This is a genomic window from Cellulosimicrobium sp. AB352, assembly GCF_049538415.1.
GTDB classification, from domain to species: Bacteria; Actinomycetota; Actinomycetes; order Actinomycetales; family Cellulomonadaceae; genus Cellulosimicrobium; species Cellulosimicrobium funkei.
The window spans coordinates 18,649-38,852 of the sequence record NZ_JBMVFX010000030.1 but is presented as its reverse complement, the minus strand read 5'-3'; the positions used below and the strand labels follow the sequence as shown (position 1 = coordinate 38,852).

At 75.0% G+C, this 20,204-nt stretch carries 17 protein-coding genes; 1 reads left to right on the top strand and 16 read right to left on the bottom strand.

Annotated features, from left to right (window positions below; genetic code table 11):
• Positions 1-8: 8 nt before the first annotated feature.
• From nuoK to ACPCUX_RS17435, 13 genes are all read right to left on the bottom strand, one after another.
• Positions 9-308 (bottom strand): NADH-quinone oxidoreductase subunit NuoK, encoded by a 300-nt coding sequence (nuoK, locus tag ACPCUX_RS17495; RefSeq protein WP_021482715.1) that lies wholly within the window; start codon positions 306-308, stop codon positions 9-11.
• Complete coding sequence (locus tag ACPCUX_RS17490) at positions 308-1,186, bottom strand: NADH-quinone oxidoreductase subunit J (RefSeq protein ID WP_423389275.1); 879 nt, start codon at positions 1,184-1,186, stop codon at positions 308-310. The genes nuoK and ACPCUX_RS17490 overlap by 1 nt, the downstream gene beginning before the upstream one ends.
• A gap of 47 nt (positions 1,187-1,233) precedes the next feature.
• The gene (gene nuoI / locus ACPCUX_RS17485) at positions 1,234-1,899 is read right to left on the bottom strand and encodes an NADH-quinone oxidoreductase subunit NuoI (protein WP_232422943.1); all 666 of its coding nucleotides are present in this window, start codon (positions 1,897-1,899) and stop codon (positions 1,234-1,236) included.
• 58 nt (positions 1,900-1,957) lie between these two features.
• The gene (gene nuoH, locus ACPCUX_RS17480; protein ID WP_051027981.1) at positions 1,958-3,370 is read right to left on the bottom strand and encodes an NADH-quinone oxidoreductase subunit NuoH; all 1,413 of its coding nucleotides are present in this window, start codon (positions 3,368-3,370) and stop codon (positions 1,958-1,960) included.
• Positions 3,367-6,051, bottom strand: a complete 2,685-nt coding sequence (locus ACPCUX_RS17475; RefSeq protein ID WP_415298002.1) for an NADH-quinone oxidoreductase subunit G — start codon at positions 6,049-6,051, stop codon at positions 3,367-3,369. The genes nuoH and ACPCUX_RS17475 overlap by 4 nt, the downstream gene beginning before the upstream one ends.
• The gene (gene nuoF / locus ACPCUX_RS17470; protein ID WP_415298000.1) at positions 6,051-7,418 is read right to left on the bottom strand and encodes an NADH-quinone oxidoreductase subunit NuoF; all 1,368 of its coding nucleotides are present in this window, start codon (positions 7,416-7,418) and stop codon (positions 6,051-6,053) included. The genes ACPCUX_RS17475 and nuoF overlap by 1 nt, the downstream gene beginning before the upstream one ends.
• Positions 7,415-8,299, bottom strand: coding sequence for an NADH-quinone oxidoreductase subunit NuoE (gene nuoE / locus ACPCUX_RS17465; RefSeq protein ID WP_175007753.1), 885 nt, complete (start codon positions 8,297-8,299; stop codon positions 7,415-7,417). Before nuoE ends, nuoF begins: the two co-directional genes overlap by 4 nt.
• On the bottom strand, positions 8,296-9,675 hold the full coding sequence (locus ACPCUX_RS17460; RefSeq protein WP_021481792.1) for an NADH-quinone oxidoreductase subunit D: 1,380 nt from the start codon (positions 9,673-9,675) through the stop codon (positions 8,296-8,298). Before ACPCUX_RS17460 ends, nuoE begins: the two co-directional genes overlap by 4 nt.
• A complete protein-coding gene (locus tag ACPCUX_RS17455) occupies positions 9,672-10,448 on the bottom strand; it encodes an NADH-quinone oxidoreductase subunit C (RefSeq protein WP_021481793.1) in 777 nt (258 codons plus the stop codon). The genes ACPCUX_RS17460 and ACPCUX_RS17455 overlap by 4 nt, the downstream gene beginning before the upstream one ends.
• Positions 10,445-10,996 (bottom strand): NuoB/complex I 20 kDa subunit family protein, encoded by a 552-nt coding sequence (locus ACPCUX_RS17450; RefSeq protein ID WP_021481794.1) that lies wholly within the window; start codon positions 10,994-10,996, stop codon positions 10,445-10,447. Before ACPCUX_RS17450 ends, ACPCUX_RS17455 begins: the two co-directional genes overlap by 4 nt.
• Before the next feature lie 57 nt (positions 10,997-11,053).
• Positions 11,054-11,416, bottom strand: coding sequence for an NADH-quinone oxidoreductase subunit A (locus ACPCUX_RS17445; protein WP_021481795.1), 363 nt, complete (start codon positions 11,414-11,416; stop codon positions 11,054-11,056).
• Between the two features lie 121 nt (positions 11,417-11,537).
• Positions 11,538-12,839: a geranylgeranyl reductase family protein gene (locus ACPCUX_RS17440; protein WP_255436974.1), complete on the bottom strand. Its 1,302-nt coding sequence runs from the start codon at positions 12,837-12,839 to the stop codon at positions 11,538-11,540.
• A gap of 395 nt (positions 12,840-13,234) precedes the next feature.
• The gene (locus ACPCUX_RS17435) at positions 13,235-13,930 is read right to left on the bottom strand and encodes a demethylmenaquinone methyltransferase (RefSeq protein WP_423389270.1); all 696 of its coding nucleotides are present in this window, start codon (positions 13,928-13,930) and stop codon (positions 13,235-13,237) included.
• Between the two features lie 63 nt (positions 13,931-13,993).
• Between ACPCUX_RS17435 and ACPCUX_RS17430 the strand changes: the two genes are divergently transcribed.
• Positions 13,994-15,358 carry an isochorismate synthase gene (locus ACPCUX_RS17430; protein WP_389299437.1) on the top strand — a complete coding sequence of 455 codons (1,365 nt, stop codon included), beginning with the start codon at positions 13,994-13,996 and terminating at the stop codon, positions 15,356-15,358.
• A gap of 177 nt (positions 15,359-15,535) precedes the next feature.
• On the opposite strand, the gene ACPCUX_RS17425 is transcribed toward ACPCUX_RS17430, so the two are convergent.
• From ACPCUX_RS17425 to ACPCUX_RS17415, 3 genes are all read right to left on the bottom strand, one after another.
• Positions 15,536-17,176, bottom strand: a complete 1,641-nt coding sequence (locus ACPCUX_RS17425) for a trypsin-like peptidase domain-containing protein (protein ID WP_396050634.1) — start codon at positions 17,174-17,176, stop codon at positions 15,536-15,538.
• Positions 17,177-17,271: 95 nt separating this feature from the next.
• Positions 17,272-19,158, bottom strand: a complete 1,887-nt coding sequence (gene menD, locus ACPCUX_RS17420; protein ID WP_423389269.1) for a 2-succinyl-5-enolpyruvyl-6-hydroxy-3-cyclohexene-1-carboxylic-acid synthase — start codon at positions 19,156-19,158, stop codon at positions 17,272-17,274.
• Complete coding sequence (locus tag ACPCUX_RS17415) at positions 19,155-20,153, bottom strand: o-succinylbenzoate synthase (protein ID WP_423389268.1); 999 nt, start codon at positions 20,151-20,153, stop codon at positions 19,155-19,157. The genes menD and ACPCUX_RS17415 overlap by 4 nt, the downstream gene beginning before the upstream one ends.
• Positions 20,154-20,204 lie beyond the last annotated feature (51 nt).

Here is a 20,204-nt window from a genome sequence, read left to right as displayed (position 1 = left end):
CCGGCCCCTCAGCTCTTGAGCAGGTTGACGTCGTCGACCGAGGCGGACCGACGGGTGCGGAAGATGGACACGATGATCGCGAGGCCGACGACGACCTCCGCCGCCGCGACCACCATGACGAAGAACGCGAGGACCTGGCCGGTCACGTCGCCGTGGATGCGGGCGAACGTCACGAACGCGAGGTTGGTCGCGTTGAGCATGAGCTCGATGCCCATGAACACGATGATCGCGTTGCGGCGCAGCAGGACCGTCGCCGCGCCGATCGCGAAGAGGATCGCGGCCAGCACGAGGTAGTGGGTGAGCTCCATCAGTCCTCTCCTCCCGGGGTCGCGCCGGGCACGCGGGACCGGCCCGGGTCGTCGGGACCCCCGACGTCGCCGGCGGGCGGCTCGCCCTCGGGCTGCTCGGCCGTCGCGGCCTGCACCACGCGCTCGTTCGCGTCCTGGGCCCGCAGCGCGGGCAGGGCACGGTGCGGCTCGTGCTCGACGAGCACGTCGCGCTCGGCCTCGAGGATCATGCCGGCCGAGCGCTCCTGGCCACGGATCCGCAGGATGCGGGACACCGACTCCTCGATGGGCCGCCCCTGCGGGTCGAGGGCCGGCGTGTCCATCGCGTTGTTCTGCGCGTACACGCCGGGCGCGGCGAGCGGCGTGAGTCGGCCGCCCGACGGCAGGGCCGCGACCTTCGCGTCCGCCTGCTCGCGCTGGCCGACCTTCGGGGTGAGGCGGCGCCGGTGCGTGAGCACGAGCGCCGAGACCGCGGCGGTGATGAGCAGGATGCCCACGACCTCCATCGCGAACACGTAGTCCGCGAAGAGCACGCGCGCGAGCGCCGTCGGGTTCGTCACCGCGTTCGCGGCCTCGAGACCGACCGCGGGCGGGAACGCCGCCTGCGAGACGACGCCGACCAGGACGGCCCCGAGCCCGAGCCCGAGCAGCACGCCGATCCAGCGCTGGCCGCGGATCGTCTCGACGAGCGAGTCCGACGCGTCGACGCCGACGAGCATGAGCACGAAGAGGAACAGCATCATCACGGCGCCCGTGTAGACGACCACCTGGACGACGCCGAGGAACGGCGCCTCCTGCGCGATGTAGAGGATCGCGAGGTCGACCATGACGAACATGACCGCGATGGCGGCGTGCACCGCCTTGCGCGCGAAGAGCAGCGAGAGCGCCGCGAGGACCATGAGGGGGGCGAGGACCCAGAAGAGGACCGCCTCGCCGCCGCCCCCGATCACCGCGCGCCCTTCCGGGCCGACGGACGGGCGGACCGCCCGGACGGCTGCGCGACCCGCCGGACCTCCGGCTCGCGGCCCGCCGGCTCCGGCGGGAGCGTCGGGTCGTCCGGCCGGTGCTCGCGCACCCACTCCACCTGCTCGGCCACCGGTCCGCTCACCTCTCCGCGGTAGTACTCGGTGTCCGACGTCCCGGGCACCATCGGGTGCGGCGCGGCGAGCATGCCCTCGCGCAGCGGCGCGAGGAGGTCCTGCTTCTCCCAGATCATGCCCTCGCGCGTCGGCCCGGCGAGCTCGTACTCGTTGGTCATCGTCAGCGCGCGCGTCGGGCACGCCTCGATGCACAGCCCGCAGAAGATGCAGCGCAGGTAGTTGATCTGGTAGACGCGGCCGTACCGCTCGCCGGGCGACATGTGGCCGCCGTCGGGCAGGTCGGCGTTGTCCGCGCCCTCGACGTAGATCGCGTCTGCGGGGCACGCCCACGCGCACAGCTCGCACCCGATGCACTTCTCGAGCCCGTCGGGGTACCGGTTGAGCTGGTGCCGGCCGTGGTAGCGCGGCTTGGGCGGCACCTTCTGGCGCGGGTACTGCTCCGTCACGGTCGGCCGGAACATCGAGGAGAAGGTCACGCCGAACCCGGCGACGGGCGCGACGAGCTCGCGCAGGCCCTTCGCCTGCGGGCGGCGGACCTCGTACTCGCCCGGCCGGTCCGGCTTCTGGTCGTCAGCCACGGTCGACCTCCTTGTCGTGCGGTGTGTCGCGGGGGGCACCGGCACCCGGTGCGGACGTCCTGGCCGCGCCCGCGTCGTCGGGCACGAGGGCCCGACGGCGCGGCGAGGGCGGGAGCGACTGGCCGGGCAGCGGCGGGACGGGGAAGCCGCCGGCGAACGCGTCGAACGGCTCGGGCGCGCCCCCCGCGGTGCGCGGAGCGGCGCCGGGTGGCGCCTTCTTCTCGGGCCAGAACCAGACGACGACCACGACGACGAGGGCTATCGCGACCGCGATCCCGATGAACACGCGCAGGTCCACGTCGAGGAACTGGCGCACGGCCTGGGCGACGGCGAGCAGCACGAGCCACGCGAGCGCGAAGGGGATGAGGACCTTCCAGCCGAAGCGCATGAACTGGTCGTAGCGCAGGCGCAGCAGCGTGCCGCGCACCCACACGAAGAAGAACATGACGGCCCAGACCTTGACGAGGAACCAGAGGATGGGCCACCAGCCCTCGTTGAACATCCCGTCGTTGATCGCCGAGAGCGGCCACGGGGCCCGCCACCCGCCGAGGAACAGCGTCGTCGCGACCGCGGAGACGTTGAGCATGTTGATGTACTCCGCGAGGAAGAACCACGCGAACTTCATCGACGAGTACTCGGTCATGTACCCCGACACGAGCTCGCCCTCGGCCTCGGGGAGGTCGAACGGCAGGCGGTTCGTCTCGCCGACCATGGAGATGACGTAGATGACGAACGCCGGGAGGAGCGGGAGGAACCACCACAGCTGCGTCTGCGAGTCGACGATGCGCGAGGTCGACATCGACCCCGCCATGAGGAAGACGGAGACGAGCGACAGACCCATCGCGAGCTCGTAGCTGATGACCTGGGCCGTCGAGCGGACCGACCCGAGCAGCGGGTACGTGGAGCCGGACGACCAGCCGCCGAGCACGATCCCGTACACGCCGAGCGACGCGCACGCGAGGATGTAGAGCGTCGCGACCGGGAAGTCGGTGAGCTGGGCGGGCGTCACGTAGTCCGTGAACGGGATCTGCACCTCGGGCCCGAACGGGATGACCGCGAACACGAGGAGCGCGCAGAACACGGAGATCATCGGCGCGAGCAGGTAGACGAACTTGTCGGCCGCCTTGACGGTGATGTCCTCCTTGAGCAGGAGCTTCATCGCGTCGGCGAGCGACTGCAGCAGGCCGAACGGGCCGTGCCAGTTCGGGCCGGGCCGCACCTGCATGCGGGCGACGACCTTGCGCTCGAACCAGATCGCGAACAGCACGCTCGTCAGCAGGAAGACGAGGATGAGGACGGCCTTGACGAGGTAGGTCCAGCCGTTGTCCTGCGAGAAGTTCGCCACGATGCCGGGCACCGCCGGCGTCTCGGTGGCCAGCGCGTGGAGCGCGTGCAGGCCGCTCATGCGCCCTCCCCTCCGTCGGTGGTCCCCGGCTCGAGCCGGACGAGGTCGCCCGGCACCGCGCCGAGCGTGGCGTGCACGGACGACCCCGGCGAGCGCAGCGGCAGCCACACCACGTGGTCGACCATGTCGGTCACCACCACGGGGAGCGTGACCGCGCCCCGGTCGGTGACGACCCGCACGAGCTCGCCGTCGAACACGTCGACCGCGGCGGCCGTGGCCGCCGACAGGCGTGCCACGGGGCGCTTGGCCGTGCCGGCGAGGTACCGCTCGCCGTCCTGGCCGCGCGCGTCGTCGAGCAGGAGGCGCCAGCTCGCGAGGACCGCGGTCCCCGGCGCGACGGCGGGCGGCTCGGTCGCGTCGACCGTGGGCGCCGCGGCGCGCGCGCCGTCCCACGCGCCGTCGCCCACGAGCTGCTCGAGCTCGGCGCGCACGGCCTCGAGCGTCGACAGGCCGAGCGGGGCGCCGGCGGCGTCCGCGAGTGCGTCGAGCACGCGGTGGTCGGGCATCGCGGTCGAGGCGAGCGCGGCCGGGAACGGGCGCACGCGCCCCTCCCAGCTGACGAACGCCCCGGCCCGCTCCACGGGCGGCGCGACCGGGAGGACGACGTCGGCGAGGTCCGTCACCGCCGAGCGCCGCACCTCGAGCGAGACGACGACGTCCGCCGCCTCGAGCGCGCGGCGCGCGTGCGCCGGGTCGGGCAGGTCGTCGAGCTCGAGCCCGCCCACGAGGACGCCCGCGAGCTGGCCGACCGAGAGCGCGTCGAGCATCTCCCCCAGGTCGCGGCCCGGCGCGGTGGGCAGCCCCGCGGGGTGGTCCTCGGTGGTCGCCGCGCCCCACACGGTCGCGACGTCCACGCGGGCCGCGGCGTCGGCGACCGGGCGTCCGCCCGGCAGGAGGTTGGGCAGCGTGCCCGCCTCGACGCCGCCGCGCTCGCCCGCTCGGCGCGGGACCCAGGCGAGGCGTGCGCCCGTCGCGGCGACCGCGCGCAGCAGCGCGCTGTACCCGCCGGGCGTCGTGGCGAGCCGCTCGCCCACGAGGACGACCGCCCCCGGCTGGCGGAGCGCGTCGCTCGCGTCGGCGAGGACGTCGTCGGTGCCGCTCGCCTCGTCGAGCGTGCGGACCCGGTCGCCCGCGGCGATGCCGTCGAGCCACTCGGCCTCGGTCCCCGGGGCGGCGGGGAGCAGCGTGCCGTGCATGCGCTGCACGCCGCGCGACGCGAACGGCGCCACGGAGAACACGCGGACCCGGTGCCGCAGCGCGCCCTTGCGCAGGCGCAGGAACGCGACGCCCGCCTCCTCCTCGGCCTCGAGGCCGACGAGCAGGACCGCGGGGGCCTTCTCGAGGTCGGGGAAGGTCACGCCGAGACCCGTGCCGGCGACCGCGTGCGCGAGGAAGTCCGCCTCCTCCGCGCTGTGCGCGCGGGCCCGGTGGTCGACGTCGTTCGTGCGCAGCCACGTGCGCGCGAGCTTGGCGTACGCGTAGGCGTCCTCGACCGTGAGCCGCCCGCCCGGCAGGACGCCGACCCCGCCCGCGTCGCGGGCCCGGGTCAGGGCGTCGGCCGCGACCTCGAGCGCCTCGGCCCACGAGGCCGGGCGCAGCTCGCCGCGCGTGACGGTCCCGTCGGGCGCGACCTCGCGGTCGCGCACGAGCGGGTGCGTGAGGCGGTCCGGCGCGGACTGCCACGTGAAGGCGAAGCGGTCCCGGTCGGTGATCCACTCCTCGTTGACCAGCGGGTCCTCCCCCGCGAGGCGGCGCAGCACGACGCCCCGGCGGTGGTCGACGCGGATCGCCGACCCGGACGAGTCGTGCTCGGCGACCGACGGCGTCGAGACCAGGTCGAACGGGCGCGACCGGAAGCGGTACGCCGCCCCCGTGAGCGCGCCGACCGGGCAGATCTGCACGGTGTTGCCGGAGAAGTACGACGCGAACGGGAGGCCCGCCTCGTCCTCCAGGGCCAGGCCCACCGGGCGGTCGCCGGGCGCCTCGCCCGCGGGCGGCGCGAAGTCGAGCACGGCCTCGTCGAAGCGCCCGATCTGCTGCGCGGCGCCGCGCTTCTGCAGGTCGATGAACGCGTCGCCCGCGATCTCCTGGGAGAAGCGCGTGCACCGCTGGCACAGGACGCAGCGCTCGCGGTCGAGCAGGATCGTCGTCGAGACGGCGATCGGCTTGGGGAACGTGCGCTTGACGTCGACGAACCGGCTCGTCGCGCGCCCGTTGCTCATCGCCTGGTTCTGCAGGGGGCACTCGCCGCCCTTGTCGCACACCGGGCAGTCGAGCGGGTGGTTGATGAGCAGCAGCTCCATGATCCCGTGCTGCGCCTTGTCGGCGACCGGGCTCGTGCGCTGGGTCTTCACCACCATGCCCGGCGTCGCCTCGAGCGTGCACGACGCCTGCGGCTTCGGCATGGGCCGCACGTTGCCCTCGCGGTCGGGCGCCGCGACCTCGACGAGGCACTGGCGGCACGCCCCGGCGGGCTCGAGCAGCGGGTGGTCGCAGAACCGCGGGATCTGGATCCCGATCTGCTCGGCCGCACGGATCACGAGCGTGCCCTTGGGCACCGACATCTCGATGTCGTCGATCGTGAACGTCACCTGGTCCGCGGGGGCCGGGGTCTTGGCCGCGCCGCCCGAGGGCGCGACGGCCGAGGAGCCGGTGCCCGGGGCGGGGGTCGTGGTCGTCATCAGTGCACTCCTGCCGTCAGGACGCGGGCCGGGCGGGGCGTGTAGTCGAAGAGCGCCGAGGCCGCCGGGTCGAACGGGCAGCGGTGCTCCGTGATGTGCGCCTCGTACTCGTCGCGGAACAGCGCGATGCTGCTCGTGACGGGCGACGTCGCACCGTCGCCGAGCGCGCAGAACGCGCGGCCCAGGATGTTGTCGCACGTGTCGAGGAGCAGGTCGAGGTCGGCCTCCGTGCCCTGGCCCGCCTCGATGCGCGCCAGCACCTGCTTCATCCAGTACGTGCCCTCGCGGCACGGCGTGCACTTGCCGCACGACTCGTGCGCGTAGAAGTCGGTCCACCGGCTCACGGCCCGCACGACGCACGTCGTCTCGTCGAAGAGCTGGAGCGCGCGCGTGCCGAGCATCGAGCCCGCCGCGGCAACTGACTCGTAGTCGAGCGGGGTGTCGAGGTGCGCGTCGGTGAACAGCGGCGTCGACGAGCCGCCCGGCGTCCAGAACTTCAGCGCCTTGCCCCCGCGCATCCCGCCCGCGAGGTCGAGCAGCTCGCGCAGCGTCGTGCCGAGCGGGGCCTCGTACTGCCCCGGCCGCGTCACGTGCCCGGAGAGCGAGAACAGGCCGACGCCGGCCGAGCGCTCCGTGCCCATCGAGGTGAACCAGTCCGCACCGCGCGCGACGATCGACGGCACGCTCGCGATCGACTCGACGTTGTTGACGACCGTCGGGCGCGCGTACAGGCCCGCGACCGCGGGGAACGGCGGCTTGAGCCGCGGCTGCCCGCGGCGGCCCTCGAGCGAGTCGAGCAGCGCCGTCTCCTCGCCGCAGATGTAGGCGCCGGCCCCGGCGTGGACCGTGACGTCGAGGTCGAAGCCCGACCCGAGCACGTCCTTGCCGAGGTAGCCCGCCTCGTACGCCTCCTCGACCGCGCGCAGCAGGCGGCGGTACACGTGCAGCACCTCGCCGCGCACGTAGATGAAGGCGTGCCGGCAACCGATCGCGTACGACGTGATCGCGACGCCCTCGACGAGCGCCTGCGGGCTCGCGAGCATGAGCGGGATGTCCTTGCACGTGCCCGGCTCGGACTCGTCCGCGTTGACGACGAGGTAGCGCGGGCCGCCGTCGGGCGCGGGCAGGAAGCCCCACTTCATGCCCGTGGGGAACCCCGCGCCGCCGCGGCCGCGCAGGCCCGACGCCTTGACCGTCGCGACGACGTCGCCCGGCTCCTGCCCGAGCGCCGCGCGCAGGCCCGCGTAGCCGCCGCGGTCCAGGTACGACGCGAGCGTCCAGGACCGGTCCGCGTCCCACGTGTCCGACAGGACCGGGGTCAGCGGGTCCGGCGCCGGACGGGTCTCGGTGCTCTGCTGCTCGCTCATGCGTCCGCTCCCTTCGACGGGTCGGGCTTCGTGCCGGGCGACTCGGCCTTGCCGCCGGGGTCGACGTCGGCGTCGGTCGTCGGCTTCCGCTCGGCGCTCGACTGCGCCTCGCCGGCGTCCGGCGCACCGCCGGCGGGGGCGCCGCCGTCCGGGGCCGCCTCCGCGTCCGTCTCACCGGTCGGTGCGGTCCAGCCGTGCTCGCGCGCGAGCCGCAGGCCGGCGAGGGTGGGCTCGCCCGCGCCGACGCCCTCGTCGGCGCGGCCGTCGGTGAAGCCGGCGAGCACGCGGCTCATCTGCTTGAACGTGCACACGCTCGCCGCGCCGCGCGTCGGGGCGACGGCCTCGCCGGCGCGGAGCCGGTCCACGACGTCCGTCGCGCTCCCGGGGGTCTGGTTGTCGAAGAACTCCCAGTTGACCATCATCACGGGCGCGTAGTCGCAGGCCGCGTTGCACTCCACGCGCTCGAGCGTGATCGCGCCGTCCTCGGTCGTCTCGTCGTGCCCGACGCCGAGGTGCTCAGACAGCTCGTCGAAGATCGCGTCGCCGCCCATGATCGCGCACAGCGTGTTCGTGCAGACGCCCACGGTGTAGGTGCCGTTGGGGTGGCGCTTGTACTGGGTGTAGAACGTCGCGACGGCGGAGACCTCGGCCGCGGTGAGACCGAGCTGCTCCGCGCAGAACAGGATGCCGTCGCGCGACACGTAGCCGTCCTCGGACTGCACGAGGTGCAGCATCGGCAGCAGCGCGGAGCGGGACTCGGGGTAGCGCGCGACGATCTGCGCGGCGTCGGCGGCGAGGCGCGCCGTCGTCTCTGCGTCGTACCCGGGGCGCGCCCGCCGGGCGGGCGTCCCGTCCGTCGCAGGTCCGGCGTCGATGGTCATCGGTCCACCCCTCCCAGCACGGGGTCCAGGGACGCGACCGCGACCACGACGTCGGCCACCTGGCCGCCCTCGCACATCGCTGCCACGGCCTGGAGGTTGTTGAACGACGGGTCGCGGAAGTGCGCCCGGTAGGGGCGCGTGCCGCCGTCGGACACGAGGTGCACCCCGAGCTCGCCGCGCGGGTGCTCCACGGTCTGCCACGCCTGCCCCACGGGGACCCGGAAGCCCTCGGTGACGAGCTTGAAGTGGTGGATCAGGGCCTCCATCGAGGAGCCCATGATCTCCTTGATGTGCTCGAGCGAGTTGCCCTGGCCGTCGCTCCCGATCGCGAGCTGCGCGGGCCACGCGATCTTGCGGTCGCCGACCATGACGGGCTGGCCCGCCGTCGCCTCGAGGCGGTCCAGGCACTGCGCGACGATGTGCAGCGACTGGTAGCACTCCTCGAGCCGCAGCACCACGCGGTCGTAGCAGTCGGCGCCCGTCGCGGTCGGGACGTCGAAGTCGTACGTCTCGTAGCCGCAGTACGGGTCGGCCTTGCGCACGTCGTACGGGTGGCCCGTCGAGCGCAGCACCGGTCCGGTGACGCCGAGCGCCATGCAGCCCGCGAGGTTGAGGTGCCCGACCCCGACGAGGCGCCCCTTGAAGATGGGGTTGGCGAGCATGAGGTCGCCGAGCTGGCCGAGGTAGCGGCGCACGAGCGGGTCCGCCCGGCGCACCTGCTCGACGAGGTCCGGCGGCACGTCCTGCGCGACACCGCCCGGACGGACGTACGCGTGGTTCATGCGCAGCCCCGTGACCGCCTCGAAGATCCGCAGGATCTCCTCGCGCGCGGTGAACGCGATGGTCATGACGGTCGTCGCGCCCATCTCGTTGCCGCCCGTGCCGAGGCACACGAGGTGGGACGCGATGCGGTTGAGCTCCATCATCAGCACGCGGATGACGCTCGCCCGTTCGGGCACGTCGTCCGTGATGCCGAGGAGCTTCTCGACCGCGAGGCAGTACGCCGTCTCCTGGAACAGCGGCGCGAGGTAGTCCATGCGGGTGCAGAACGTGACGCCCTGCGTCCACGTCCGGAACTCCATGTTCTTCTCGATGCCGGTGTGCAGGTAGCCGATGCCGCAGCGCGCCTCGGTGACCGTCTCGCCGTCGATCTCGAGCATGAGGCGCAGCACGCCGTGCGTCGACGGGTGCTGCGGACCCATGTTGACGACGATGCGCTCCTCGCCGAGCGCGGCGGCCGCGACGGCGCTCTCCGCGATCTCGGCCCAGTCGCCGCCGGACGCCTCGAAGCTCGGGACGCCGGGATCGAAGTCGCCGACGGGCGGACGGGTGGCGTGCGGGGCGCCGCCGGGGGCGCCGGTGGTGTGCGTGCTCACGAGTACGACCTCCTCGTGTCGGGCGGGGGCACGGTCGCGCCCTTGTACTCGACGGGGATCCCGCCGAGCGGGTAGTCCTTGCGCTGCGGGTGGCCCGGCCAGTCGTCGGGCATCTCGATGCGCGCGAGCGACGGGTGGCCGTCGAAGACGATGCCGAAGAAGTCCCACGTCTCGCGCTCGTGCCAGTCGTTCGTCGGGTAGACGGACGTCGTGGTCGGCACGTGCGGGTCCGCGTCGGGCACCGACACCTCGAGCCGCAGCCGCCGGCCGTGGGTGATCGAGGTCAGGTGGTAGACGGCGTGCAGCTCGCGGCCGACGTCGTGCGGGAAGTGCACGCCGCTCACGCCCAGGCTCAGCTCGAAGCGCAGGTCCTGGTCGTCGCGCAGCGCCCGGCACACCTCGACGAGGTGGTCGCGGTGCACGTGCAGCGTCAGCTCGGCGTGCGCGCCGGGCGGGTCGACGACGACGCGCTCGACCGCGGCGTCGAACGCGACGCCGGAGGCCTCGAGCACCTCGGCGAGGACGTCCACGACCTCGTCGAACCAGCCGCCGTAGGGGCGCGCGCTCGCGCCCGGCATCGCCACGGGCTGGACCAGCCCGCCGTACCCGGACGTGTCGCCCGAGCCGTGGACGCCGAACATGCCCTCGCGGACCTCGACGACCTCGAGCGTGCGGGGCGCCCCGGCACCGGTCACGAGGTCGGCCGACCGGGGGCCGTTCACCTCCTCCGGCTGCGGCACCGGCGTGCCGGCGCCGCTCTTCTCGTCCGTCACCGCAGCAGCCCCTTCATCTGGAACGTGGGCGTCGCCTCGAGCGCCGCCGCCTCGGCGGCGCGCGCCGCCTCCTTGCGGTTCACGCCGAGCGGCTCGTGCTGGATCTGGTCGTGCAGCGCGAGGATCGCGTTGATGAGCATCTCCGGCCGCGGCGGGCAGCCGGGCAGGTAGATGTCGACAGGGACGACGTGGTCGACGCCCTGCACGATCGCGTAGTTGTTGAACATGCCGCCGCTCGACGCGCACACGCCCATGGACAGGACCCACTTGGGCTCGCTCATCTGGTCGTAGACCTGCCGCACGACCGGCGCCATCTTCTGGCTCACGCGCCCGGCCACGATCATGAGGTCCGCCTGGCGCGGCGACGCGCGGAAGACCTCCATGCCGAAGCGCGACAGGTCGAACCGCGACGCGCCAGCCGCCATCATCTCGATGGCGCAGCACGCGAGGCCGAACGTCACGGGCCACAGCGACGCCTTGCGCAGGTACCCCGCGAGGTCCTCGATCGTGGTGAGCAAGAAGCCCGAGGGAGCTTCCTCGATCCCCATGGTGTCTCTCCTAGTTCTCTCGCCGGTGCCCGCCGGGGCCCACGCTGGGTGCCACCGTCAGTCCCACTCGAGGCCGCCGCGGCGCCACTCGTAGACGAACGGGACGGTGATGAGCGCGAGGAACGCGAGCATCGCCACCAGCCCGAACGTCGCGAGCGTCGCGAAGTCGACGGCCCACGGGTAGAGGAAGACGACCTCGATGTCGAAGACGATGAACGTCATCGCGACGAGGTAGTACTTGATCGGGAAGCGCCCGCCGCCGACGGCGTGGGGCGTGGGCTCGATGCCGCACTCGTAGGCGTCGAGCTTGGCGCGGTTGTACCGCTTGGGGCCGATGACCGCGCTCGCGGCGACGCCGCCGAGCGCGAGCACGGCGGCCACGCCCATGAGGACGAGCAGCGGGACGTACGGGTTGGTCATCGTCGACTCCTCGAGTGGGGGCTCGGGACGGGTCTCCCCGGACGGCGTCGTCCGGGTCCGCGGTCAGGTGGTGCGAGTGCCGGCGCTGCGTGGTGCGCGGGTGCCGGCCCACCTCGTGGGCTCATGACGATGGCACCACCCTGGTCAGCCCGGCGATGACGCGGTCGACCCAGTCGCCGCCGCGGGGCTCGTAGCAGTCCGACAGGAGCTTGAGGACGAACCGCATGACGACCGGGCGCGGGAGCCCGTAGCGCGTGCAGATCCGCATGATCTCGGGGTGCTCGATGAGCTTCACGAAGTACCGGCCGAGCGTGTAGTAGCCGCCGAGCTCGCGCCGCATGAGGCGCGGGTACGTCTGCAGCGCACGCTCGCGCCCCGCGTCGGTGAGGCGCACGCGGGACTGGGCCACGACGTCGGCCGCGGCCCGCCCGGCCTGCATCGCGTACGCGATGCCCTCGCCGTTGAACGGGCTCACCATGCCGCCCGAGTCCCCGACGAGCAGCACGCCGCGCGTGTACAGCGGCGTGCGGTTGAAGCCCATGGGCAGCGCCGCGCCGCGCACCGGGGCGAGCCGGTTCTCCTCCGTGAACTCCCACTCGGCGGGCGCGTTGCGCATCCAGGTGGCGAACAGGTCCTTGTAGTCGACGTTCGCCGCGGACTGGCGCGCGGGCGTCGAGCTGACCGAGCCGAGGCCGACGTTCGCCGTGCCGTCGCCGAGCGAGAAGATCCAGCCGTAGCCCGGCAGGAGGTTCGACTCGCGGGGCTTGCCGTCCCACAGCTCGAGGTGGGACTCCATCCACGGGTCGTCGTGGCGGGGCGTGCGGAAGTAGGTGCGGACGGCGACGCCGATCGGGCGGTCCTCGCGCCGCGCGAGGCCGAGGGCGAGCGCGAAGCGGGACGAGACGCCGTCGGCCGCGATGACGACGGGCGCCCGGTAGGTGACCTCGTCCCCGGCGCGCCGGCCCTTCTCGTCCACGGGGCGCGCCGTGACGCCGACGACGCGGCCCGTGCGCTCGTCGAGGACGGGACCGGTGACGGCGGTGCGCTCGAGCAGCTTGGCGCCGGTGCGCTGCGCGTGCTCGGCGAGCGTGCGGTCGAACGAGTGGCGCGCGCGGGCCATGCCGTAGCTGGGGTACGACGCGAGGTCCGGCCACGCGAGCTCCCACGAGCGGCCGCTCGCGACGACGCGCAGCCCGCGGTTGCGGATCCAGCCGTCCTCGGAGCGCGTGGGGACGCCCATGCGCACGAGCTCGGCGACCGCGCGCGGCGTGAGGCCGTCGCCGCAGATCTTGTCGCGCGGGAAGGCGGACTTCTCGAGGAGGAGCACGCTCAGGCCCGCGGCGGCGCAGTAGTGGGCGGCCGCGGAACCGGCCGGGCCGGCGCCCACGACGATCACGTCGGCGTCGTCGAGCCTCGCGCCCACCGTGCCCACCTCGCCGTCCCGTCGTCGGAGTCCTCGTGCGATGCTCCACCGTGGCCCGGCTCGGGACACGGTGCATCCACTGTCCTTGTGAAGTCGGTCACAATGGACACCGCCACTCTAGTCACTCCGGACGGGAGATGTGTAGCAAGGCGACCCTTCCCTGGGAGATCCTGTGACGAAGGTCCTGGCGCCCGGCGACGACCGGCCCTGGGGACGAGGACTCGCGGGCAAGGGGGCCGGCGCCGCGATGGCCTAGCCTCCCGCGCGTCCGCGCCCGCCCGGGTCGCCGTCGTCCCAGGTCAGCGCCGCGCACGCGCGCCGACGCGGCCGCGTGCCGCCGGGGTCGCCGAGAAGGCCCCGCGCGGCACGCGCGGGGCCGTGGACCTGGCGTCCCGTCAGGCCGGGCGCACGCCCCGGTGCAGCGCGACGATCCCGCCGGAGAGGTTCCGGTAGGCGACCTTCTCCCAGCCTGCGCGGAGCAGGAGACGGCCCAGGCCCTCCTGGTCCGGCCACGCGGCGATCGACTCGGCGAGGTACTGGTACGACCCGCCCTCGCGGGTCACCGCGGAGGCGATGCGCGGCAGCGCCTGGACCAGGTACTCCTGGTACAGGACGCGGAACGGCGCCCAGGTGGGGGTCGAGAACTCGCAGATCACCACGCGCCCGCCCGGCCGCACGACGCGCAGCATCTCGCGCAGCGCGCCCTCGGTGTCGACGACGTTGCGCAGCCCGAACGAGATCGTCACCGCGTCGAACGTGCCGTCGGCGAACGGGAGCCGCGTCGCGTCCCCGGCGACGAACGGGAGGTCCGGGCGGCGCTCCTTGCCGACCTGGAGCATGCCTATGGAGAAGTCGCACGGGACGACGCGCACGCCGTCGTCGGCGAACGGCTCCGAGGACGTGCCCGTCCCGGCCGCGAGGTCGAGCACCTTCTCGCCCGGCAGCGCACCGACCGCGCGGACCGTCGCCCGGCGCCACGCGCGGTCCTGCCCGAGCGACAGGATGTCGTTGGTCAGGTCGTACCGGGAGGCGATCCCGTCGAACATCGACGCGACCTCGGAGGGCTTCTTGTCCAGGTTGGCACGGGGCATGGCGCCCATGCTTCCACGTCCCCGCGCCCGCGGTCGCACCGCCGCGGCTTACGCTGGGAGGCGATGAGCGCAGAACCGTCGGCCACGGCCGCACAGCCCCACCCGCTGGTCGTGAGGACCACCCGGATCCCCGACCTGCCCGGCGGTCTCGACGCCCTCGTCGACCTCCTGCCGGACACGCGGCCCCTCGCGTGGGTGCGCCGCGGCGACGGGATCGTCGGCTGGGGCGAGGCGCTGCGGCTCGAGACGTGGGGCCCCGGCCGGTTCGCCGACGCCGAGGCCGCGTGGCACGAGACGCTCGCGCGCGCGGTCGTGCGCGACGAGGTGGGCCTGCCCGGCACGGGCCCCGTCGCGTTCGGCTCGTTCGCGTTCGACGACTCCGCGCCGGGCGACGACGCGCACGACCCGGTCCGGGCCGGCGGGGTGCTCGTCGTGCCGCGCGTCGTCGTCGGGCGACGCGACGGGCACGCGTGGCTCACGACGGTGGACACCGCCGGATCGCTGTCCTCCTCCCCCACGGACGCCCTGCGCCGCACACCCCGCGAGCCCGTGCGCGCGCCGGGCGACGTGGCCTGGCACGACGGCGCGCTCGGCGCCGACGACTGGGCCGCCGTCGTCGCGGAAGGCGTCGAGCGCATCCGCTCGGGCGCGCTGGAGAAGGTGGTGCTCGCGCGCGACGTCGTCGCCCACACGAGCGAGCCCGTGGATCCGCGCTGGCTGCTCGCGCGCCTCGCCTCCGCCTACGAGGCGTGCTGGACGTTCTCGGTCGACGGGCTCGTCGGCGCGACCCCCGAGCTGCTCGTCCGCAGCGAGAAGGGCCTCGTGACGTCCCGCGTGCTCGCCGGCACGATCCGGCGCGGCGGCCTGTCCGACGACGAGGCGCTCCTGCGGGCCGCGCAGCTCGCCCGGTCGTCGAAGGACCTGGAGGAGCACGAGTACGCCGTCCGGTCCGTGGCGCAGGCGCTCGCCCCGTTCTGCTCGTCGATGAACGTCCCCGACTCCCCGTTCGTGCTGCACCTGCCGAACGTCATGCACCTCGCGTCCGACGTGACGGCCGTCCTCGCGCGCGGCGCGAGCGCGCCCGGGGCGTCGGGCGGCGCCGCGGCGGGGCCGACGAGCCTGGCGCTCGCGGCCGCGCTGCACCCCTCCGCGGCGGTGTGCGGCACGCCGACGGTCGTCGCGCGCGACCTCATCCGCGAGATCGAGGGCATGGACCGCGGCCGGTACGCCGGGCCCGTCGGGTGGCTGGGCGCCGACGGCGACGGCGAGTGGGGCATCGCGCTGCGCTCGGCCGAGCTGTCGGGCACCGACCCCCGCTCCGTGCGGCTCTTCGCCGGGTGCGGGATCGTCGCGGCGTCCGACCCGGCGGCCGAGGTCGCCGAGTCCGAGGCGAAGCTCGAGCCGATGCGCTACGCGCTCGGCGCCTGACGCGCCGGTCCCGCACGACCGGCACCGCACGGCAACGCCCCAGGACGACGACGAGCGGCCGGCACGGAGATCCGTGCCGGCCGCTCGGCGCGGTGGGCCGCCGGGGCGGGGACGTCCCCGACGGCCCACCGTCCCGCCACGGTCAGAGGAGGTGGCGGGACGGGGTGCGGGGCCAGGTCAGCCCTGGCCGCCGAAGAACCAGTCGAACGGGTTCGGGACGTTGCCCGGGTCGGTCGGGTCGCCCTGCTGACCCTGGTCGCCCTGCTGGCCGCCCTGGTCACCCTGGTCGCCCTGGCCGGGGAGCTGCCCCTGGCCGTCCTGGCCCGGCGTCTGCCCCTGGCCGGTGGTCTCGTCGTCCGCCGGGCGCGTCGCGAGGGTGACGTCGAGCTCGAGCGTCTTGCCGTCGCGGACGACGGTGAGCTTCGACTCGGCGCCCGCGGCCCGCTCGCGCACGAACGCGGTGAGCGACTCCGCCCCGCCGACCGGGTGGCCGTCGATGGCGACGATGACGTCGCCCGAGCGGATGCCCGCGTCGGCGGCCGGCGAGCCGTCGGTGACCTCCTGGACCTCGGCACCGCGGCGCGTGACGCCGTCGGCCGTCGCGGTCGCGTCGGCGAGCGTCACGCCGAGGAACGCGTGCTCCGCGGTGCCGTTGTCGACGAGCTGCTGGCCGATCGTCTTGGCGAGGTTCACCGGGATGGCGAACCCGAGGCCGATCGAGCCGGACTGGCCACCGCCGCTCGACAGCGTGGCGATCGACGACGTGATGCCGATGACCCGGCCCTGCGCGTCGAACAGCGGGCCGCCGGAGTTGCCCGGGTTGATGGCCGCGTCGATCTGGATCGCGTTGGTGACGACGGACGTGCCGCCGCCCTCGCCGGACGCGGACACCGGGCGGTCGACGGCCGACACGATGCCGGTCGTGGCCGTGTTCGCGAGGCCGAGCGGGTTGCCGACCGCGAGGACCGACTCGCCGACGGTCACGTCGTCGGAGTCGCCGAGCGTCGCGGGCTGGAGGTCGTCGGGGGCGTCGACGAGCTGCACGACGGCGAGGTCCGTCGCCGGGTCGAGCCCGACGATCTTCGCGTCGAACAGGCGGCCGTCGCTGAGCGTGACCTGGACGGTGTCGTTCTCGGCGCCGGACACCACGTGGTTGTTCGTCACCACGTGGCCCTTGTCGTCGATGATGACGCCGGAGCCCTCGGCCCCGCCCTGCGGGGTCTGGACCTGGATCGCCACGACCGACGGCGCGACGGCCTTGGTGACGGCCTCCCAGTCGGGGTTCTGCGACGACGAGTCGGCGACGGGCGCGGCCGACGTCTCGTGCTGCTGGCCGACGTCGGCGAGCGACGCGGAGTCCTGGTCGGCGCCGAACGCGCCGGTGAGGCCGGCGGTGCCGACGCTCGCGAGGAGCGCCGCGGCGGCCGCGGCGCTGACGACCGGCACCCAGGTGCGGCGGCGCTGCGGGGCGCCGCTCTCCCCGGCGGTGGCCGGGGCCGGCGGTGCGGGCGGCGGGCCGAAGCTGCCGGACGGCGTGTGCGCGCCGGGGGCGGGCGCGCCCTGCGCGGGTCGCGCGTACGGGTTCGCCGGCGCAGCGGTGGGCGTGTGCCCCGCGGGTGCGGTGGCGTGGCCCGTCGGGGCGGGCTGCGGCGTCGTGAGGTGCTGCACGGGGTGCGGCGGGAGCGGCTGCGTCGGGTGGCCGGTCGGGTGCGCCGACGGCCGGACCGGTGCCTGCTCGCCCGCGGTCGCGGCCGGCAGCGGCTGCGTGGCGTCGGGCGTCGGGACGGGGGTGGGCTCGGTGCCCGGGGTGTTCGTCATGGTGGGCCTCCTTCTTCTGCCCACTACTTCACACCGCCGCGCTTGAACGACGCTTGAACGAACCTGGGAGTCTGCTGCGAGTTTTTCCGCGCCCCTCAGCCGCCCGAGGACAGCGCCGCACGCACCGCCGCCTGGACGTCGTCCGCCAGGAGCAGGCCGTCGCGACGACGCTCCGCGCGCCCGACACGCACCTCGAGGACCTGGACGCCGTGGCTCGGTGCCGCGAGCGCGTGCCGCAGCGAGGGGACGTCCTGGACGAGCTGGTGGTCCACCCCGTACCCCGCGCACAGCGGCGCGAGGTGCGCGCCGTGCGGCGTCGCGAAGACGCGCTCGAACGTGCGGCGCGCGCCCTCGGACGACTCCCCCAGCGCCCCGGGCTCGAGCCCCGCGAAGATCGCGCCGCCGTCGTCGTTCACGACGACGAGCTGGAGGTCCGCGTGCGGCTCGTCGGGTCCGCGCAGCAGCCCGCCGACGTCGTGGAGGAAGGTGAGGTCGCCGAGCAGCGCGCGGGTGCGCCGGTGGCCACGACCCGTCGCGAGGGCCGCGCCGAGCGCCGTCGACACGGTCCCGTCGATGCCCGCGAGCCCGCGGTTGGCGAGCACGCGCGGGCCGGGCCCGTCGAGGCCGAGCACGAGGCCCAGGTCGCGCACGGGGCTCGACGAGCCGACCACGAGCAGGTCGTCCGGGCCGCCCGCCGCGGCGACCGCGCGCGCGACGCTCGGCCCGTCGGTCCGGGCCCCGTCGGTCGCCGCCGCGACGACGGCCGCCGCCGCGGCCGACGCCGCCTGCCAGCGCTCGGCCCAGCCCGTGGCGGACGCGGGCTCGAGCCACCCCGCGGGCACCACGGGGAGCACGGTCGAGGCGTTGCGCGCGGCGTCGGGCCAGGGGCGCGAGCCCGGAGCCACGACGGTCACCGCGACGTCCCCGCGCCCGAGGAGCCGCTGCACCGGCCGCGAGAGCGTGGGCCGCCCCAGCACGACGACGTGCTCCACGTCGTCCACGAGCGCGTCGACCCCGAGCACGAGCGGGTGCGCGACGACGAGACGCCGACCGCCCGCCGCCCCGGACGACGGCTCGGCGAGCAGCGGCCAACCGCGCGCCTCGGCGAGGTCGCGCGCGACGGGGCCCGCGCCGTCGCCCGCGACGACGACCGTCCGCTCGCCGGGCACCGGCAGCGCGACGGGGGCGACCGGCGTGCCGAGCGGCTCCGTGACGTCGCCCGGCGCGACGGCGGTCGGCACGGCCGCGGGGGCGGCCGGCACGACGACGACCGGGCGGACACCCGGGAGGTCCGGATCGAGGGCGGCGGGGGCGGTGGGCCCAGCGAGCGCGGCAGCGGGAGGAGTGCCGGGCAGGCCGACGGGCACGAGCGGCTCGCGGTAGGCGAGGTCGAGGTGCACCGGACCGGGGTGCCCCGAGCGTGCGCCCACGGCCTCGGCGAGCGCGCGCGCCGCGACGGCGAGGAGGTCGCGGACCTCGCCCGGGCGGCCGTCGGGCGCCGGGACGTCCGCGGCGAACCGCGTCGCGGGGCCGAAGATCCCGGCCTGGTGGGTCGTCTGGTTCGCGCCCGTGCCGCGCAGCTCGTGCGGCCGGTCGGCGGTGAGGAGCACGAGCGGGACGCCCGTGTGGTGCGCCTCGAGCACCGCGGGGTGCAGGTTAGCGACGGCCGTCCCGGACGTCGTGACGACCGCGACGGGACGGGGCAGCGCGACGCCGCCGCGCACGAGCGGGCCCGCGCCGCGCGAGAGCCCGACGGCGAGGAACCCGGCCGCTCGCTCGTCGACGCGCACGTGCAGCGTGAGGTGGCCGAGGTCGGCCGCCGCCGCGAGCGCGTACGCGAGCGGAGCGCTGCGCGACCCGGGGGCGAGCACGACGTCCGCGACTCCCTCGAGCGCGAGGCGGTGCACGAGCGCGAACGCGGTGCGCACCGCGGGCGGCTGCGCGTCCAGGCCGTCCAGCAGCGGGTCGAGGGCGGCGCTCATCGCACGCTCCCGGCGGCCACGAGGCCGGCGACGCGGTCGAGCCGCGCGCGCCACCGCCGGTCGGTGCCCGGGTCGGGCGCAGTCGCCGCGAGCGCCTCCGCGCTCGGCGCGGGGCGGGCCACCGGCAGGGCCCCGTCGACGGGCACGAGCGGCGCGGCCACGACGTCGGCGGCGAACAGGTTCACGGTCGCGAGGCCGCACGCGTACGGCAGCGCGGGGAGCGCGGCGGCGAGCGCGACGCCCGCGGCGATGCCGACCGACGACTCGAGCGCCGACGACACGACGACGGGCAGCCGCACCTGCTCGGCGAGATCGAGGCACGCGCGCACGCCGCCGAGCGGCTGCACCTTGAGCACCACGACGTCGGCCGCGTCCGCGCGCACGACGGCGAGCGGGTCCTCGGCGCGCCGGATCGACTCGTCCGCGGCGACGGGCACGGCGGTGTCGCCCCGCTGGCCGCGCCGCACGGCCGCGAGGCCGGCGACGTCGGGGCACGGCTGCTCGACGTACTCGAGCCCGCCCGCCGCGCGGTCGAGGTGCGGGAGGCGGCGCAGCGCCTCGTCGGGGTCCCAGGCGCCGTTCGCGTCGACGCGCACCCGACCGCCCGGGCCGAGCGCGTCGCGCACGGCCTCGAGACGCGCCACCTCGGCGTCGAGGGGTTCGAGCGCGCCGTCGGGCCCGCGCTGCGCGACCTTGACCTTGGCGGTGCGGCACCCGCCGGACGCGGCGACGAGCTCCCGGGCGCGGTCCGGCCCGACCGCGGGGACGGTCACGTTCACGGGGACCCGATCGCGGACGGGGGCGGGCCAGCCGTCGTCGGCCGCCTCGCGCGCGGCGCGCAGCCAGGAGGCGGACTCGGCGTCGTCGTAGTCCCAGAAGGGCGAGAACTCGCCCCAGCCGGCGTCTCCGCGCAGGAGGACGCCGTCGCGCGCGTCGAGCCCGCGGAACCGGGTGGTGAGTCGGGTGCGGTAGACGACGGCGCGGGAGTCGGGCACGCGCCCAGGCTATGCCACGCGTCGTCGTCGGCCCGCGGCACCGACGCGGGC

Bases quoted from the DNA above. Each gene is read 5' to 3' on its own strand.
- nuoK (WP_021482715.1), bottom strand. From the start codon at position 308: ATGGAGCTCACCCACTACCTCGTGCTGGCCGCGATCCTCTTCGCGATC.
- ACPCUX_RS17490 (WP_423389275.1), bottom strand. From the start codon at position 1,186: ATGGTCCTCGCGGCGCTCTCGCTGCTCTTCGCGCGCAAGGCGGTGCAC.
- nuoH (WP_051027981.1), bottom strand. From the start codon at position 3,370: ATGAGCGGCCTGCACGCGCTCCACGCGCTGGCCACCGAGACGCCGGCG.
- ACPCUX_RS17475 (WP_415298002.1), bottom strand. From the start codon at position 6,051: ATGACGACCACGACCCCCGCCCCGGGCACCGGCTCCTCGGCCGTCGCG.
- nuoF (WP_415298000.1), bottom strand. From the start codon at position 7,418: ATGAGCGAGCAGCAGAGCACCGAGACCCGTCCGGCGCCGGACCCGCTG.
- nuoE (WP_175007753.1), bottom strand. From the start codon at position 8,299: ATGACCATCGACGCCGGACCTGCGACGGACGGGACGCCCGCCCGGCGG.
- ACPCUX_RS17450 (WP_021481794.1), bottom strand. From the start codon at position 10,996: ATGGGGATCGAGGAAGCTCCCTCGGGCTTCTTGCTCACCACGATCGAG.
- ACPCUX_RS17445 (WP_021481795.1), bottom strand. From the start codon at position 11,416: ATGACCAACCCGTACGTCCCGCTGCTCGTCCTCATGGGCGTGGCCGCC.
- ACPCUX_RS17435 (WP_423389270.1), bottom strand. From the start codon at position 13,930: ATGCCCCGTGCCAACCTGGACAAGAAGCCCTCCGAGGTCGCGTCGATG.
- ACPCUX_RS17430 (WP_389299437.1), top strand. From the start codon at position 13,994: ATGAGCGCAGAACCGTCGGCCACGGCCGCACAGCCCCACCCGCTGGTC.
- ACPCUX_RS17425 (WP_396050634.1), bottom strand. From the start codon at position 17,176: ATGACGAACACCCCGGGCACCGAGCCCACCCCCGTCCCGACGCCCGAC.
- menD (WP_423389269.1), bottom strand. From the start codon at position 19,158: ATGAGCGCCGCCCTCGACCCGCTGCTGGACGGCCTGGACGCGCAGCCG.